Here is a 3,241-nt window from a genome sequence, read left to right as displayed (position 1 = left end):
CGATTCGACGTGTTGCTGGGCGCGGTGTTGGTTCAATCGGTTTGTGGTGCTTGGTGGTTGAGCCGGGACCGAGCGGAGCGAGGACCCGTGTCGAAACCTGGTGAGGTGGGGGTGTCCGTAACCGGGTCGGAGGTGGCTGTCGCCCGACTGGTCGTGCGCCCTTCGTCGGCTCGACCATCAGCTGAAACGGTCCACCTGATTGCCGAAACCTGCTCAGCCCCAGCTCGGCAACCAGATCTGGTTGCGCCACATCGTCGGGGAGATCGGACTGGCGGTCATGATCGGCCACAGCCAGGCAAAGTTGGCGACCACCACACCGACATAGATCGCCACCACCAATACGGCGAGGGCCTGCCGTTCGGGTCGAGAACCGGGGATCGACTTCCGAGATCCACGGAGGATGTCCCCGCAACACAGGGCCAGTCCCATCACCAGGAACGGGGCGAGGACGGTGGCGTAGAAGAAGTACATCTGCCGATCGATCTGGGCGAACCACGGGAGGAAGCCGGCGGCGTATGCGGTGACCACGGCGGCATAACGCCAGTCACGACGCACCACCCACGACCACAGGCCCCACAGGAGAACCGGCAGGGCCAGCCACCACATCGCGGGCGAGCCGATGAGCATCTGGGCGCGCACGCAGTCGCCGCCGCCACACTGGTCGGGGCCGTTCTCGATGGCGTAGAGCATCGGGCGAAGGCTCATCGGCCACGTCCACGGCTTCGACTCCCACGGGTGGTGGTAGCCGGCGGAGTTGGTCAGGCCGGCGTGGAATTCGAGGATGCCCGACTCGTAGTACCAGAGTGACCGCCACGCGCCAGGTACCCACGACCATGGGCCGTCGGTTCCGATGGTGTTGCCGACCTGATAACGGTAGACCGATGTCTCCCCGGAGAACCACGGGATGAAGGTCGCCAGGTAGATGGCAACCGGCATCACCACGAGACTCAGTCCCGACGGCACCACATCGCGGACGAGTGTGCCCAGCCATGGACGTTGCACGTGATAGGCGCGGCGTGCGGCGACGTCGAAGCCGATCGCCAGGAGGGTGAAGAAGATGATGTAGTAGATGCCCGACCACTTGGTGCCGCAGGTCAGGCCGAGCATCACACCGGCGGTGAAGCGGTACCAGCGGAAACCGAGCCGCGGGCCGAACCGTGAGTCGGCGATCCGGCCTTCGAGGTACACCCTGTGCATCCGTTCGCGGACCTGATCGCGGTCGGCGACGAGTGCGGTGAACGCGGCGACGATGAACAGGGTCTGGAAGATGTCGAGCATGCCCATCCGCGACTGGACGAACAGGACCCCGTCGCAGATCGCGAATACCCCGGCGATGGCGCCCACCAGTGTCGAGCGGGTCATCCGCCGGACCACCAGATAGATCAGTAGCACGATCAGGATTCCCGACACCGCCGACATGAACCGCCAGCCCATCGGGGTGTAGCCGAACAACCACTCGCCGATCGCGAGCATCCACTTCCCGACCGGCGGATGTACCACCAGGCCGTACGCCGGATTGTCCTCGATCCAGTTGCCGCCGGTCAGGACCTGCCAGCCCTGCGGGACGTAGTGCTTCTCGTCGAACACCGGCGTGCCCTTGTCGGTGGGGAGCCAGAGCGTCCAGAACCGGGTGATCGTGGCGATTGCCACCAGCACCAGCCCGACGACCAGTCCGCGACGACGATCGGTCGGTCCGAACAGGGGGGTGGGGATCTCCGGTCCCGGGCTCGGCGGCGTGGGCTGAGCCGACGCCGGGAAGTCGGCGCCGTGATGTCGTGCGTTCGCTCCGACGTCGCCCACGGTGAGAGTCACCCGATCGATGGTAGTGGTCGGCTCGCCGTAAGCTCTGTGGACATGACATCCGAGCCGACGACGTCCGGGGCGTTGGTCCTCGCGGCCACCCCGATGGGCCGCTACGGTGACGCGTCCCCGCGGTTGCGTGAGGCGCTCACCACCGCCGACATCGTGGCCGCCGAAGACACCCGCCGCGCCCGCGCCCTGGCCGCCGGTCTCGATGTGACGATCGCCGGGGAACTGATCAGCTACTACGACCAGGTCGAGGCCGCCCGCACGCCCCGTCTGGTCGAGGCCATCGCCGGTGGTGCGACGGTGCTGCTGATCACCGATGCGGGGATGCCGTCGGTCAGCGACCCGGGATATCGCGTGGTGGTGGCGTGTGCCGAGGCCGGACTGAAGGTGACGGCATTGCCCGGGCCGTCGGCGGTGACGACCGCGCTGGCGGTGTCGGCGATGCCGTCCGAGCGCTTCTGCTTCGAAGGGTTCGCGCCGCGGAAGCCTGGCGCCCGTAAGGAGTGGCTCGGCCAGTTGCGTGACGAACCCCGTACTGCGGTGTTCTTCGAGTCGCCGCATCGCCTGGCCGATTGTCTGGAAGACGCGGTGGCCGTCCTAGGGGGCGGGCGCCGGGCCGCGGTGTGCCGGGAGCTCACCAAGACCTATGAGGAGATCCGACGCGGCGATCTCGCAGAATTGGCCGAGTGGGCAGCCGGTGGGGTCAAGGGCGAGATCACCGTGGTGCTGGCCGGCGCGACCGCGAGCGAACCGGACCTCGACGAGCTCGTCGGTCGCGCCGAGCATCTCGTCTCCGGCGGGATGCGTCTCAAGGCGGCGTGCGAGGAGGCGACGCGCGGGACCTCGGTGTCACGGCGTGACGTCTATGAGGCCGTCCTGGCCGCACGGTCCGGCGAGTAGCGCAGTCCCCAACCACATGCTGGTCGTTGATGGTCGGGTCGACGAGAGTGTTGGCGGGCTCGGCTACGACTCAATCACCAAGAGGCGGTTGGTGGTTGAGTCGATGAGGAGCGTAGCGACGGGCGTGTCGAAGCCTCTGTCGGCTGTGTTCGCAGGCGTGACCATTCCGGAGGTGGTTGCGCATCCGACGCTGGGTGCGGAGATTTCGACTCGGGTCCTCGCTTCGCTCGGTCCCGGCTCAATCATCGTTCGGAGGGTCCTCGCTTCGCTCGGTCCCGGCTCAATCATCGTTCGGGACTGTCCCACTCAATTAGCAACCACCCGTTGGTGGTTGAGTCGATGGGGAGCGTAGCGGCGGGGCGTGTCGAAACCTCTGTCGGCCGGGTTCGTCGGCGTGACCACCTCAGAGGTGGTTGCGCATCCGACGCTGGGTGTGGAGATTTCGACTCGGGTCCTCGCTTCGCTCGGTCCCGGCTCAATCATCGTTCGGAGGGTCCTCGCTTCGCTCGGTCCCGGCTCAATCATCGTTCGG

Annotated in this window: 2 protein-coding genes; one reads left to right on the top strand and one right to left on the bottom strand. The window is 66.7% G+C overall.

Going from position 1 to position 3,241, the window contains the following annotated elements; genetic code table 11:
* Nucleotides 1-213: 213 nt before the first annotated feature.
* Nucleotides 214-1,812 carry a dolichyl-phosphate-mannose--protein mannosyltransferase gene (locus ACWDUA_RS19110; protein ID WP_449752581.1) on the bottom strand — a complete coding sequence of 533 codons (1,599 nt, stop codon included), beginning with the start codon at nucleotides 1,810-1,812 and terminating at the stop codon, nucleotides 214-216.
* Between the two features lie 42 nt (nucleotides 1,813-1,854).
* Between ACWDUA_RS19110 and rsmI the strand changes: the two genes are divergently transcribed.
* Nucleotides 1,855-2,709, top strand: a complete 855-nt coding sequence (gene rsmI, locus ACWDUA_RS19105) for a 16S rRNA (cytidine(1402)-2'-O)-methyltransferase (RefSeq protein ID WP_449752580.1) — start codon at nucleotides 1,855-1,857, stop codon at nucleotides 2,707-2,709.
* Nucleotides 2,710-3,241: the final 532 nt, after the last annotated feature.

It is taken from the genome of Gordonia sp. NPDC003376, from assembly GCF_053589235.1.
Note: the sequence above shows the minus strand (reverse complement) of the source record. Positions and strands in the feature narration are given on the sequence as shown.

What these genes read in the sequence shown, in the direction of transcription:
- rsmI (WP_449752580.1), top strand. Translation starts at nt 1,855, where the DNA reads ATGACATCCGAGCCGACGACGTCCGGGGCGTTGGTCCTCGCGGCCACC.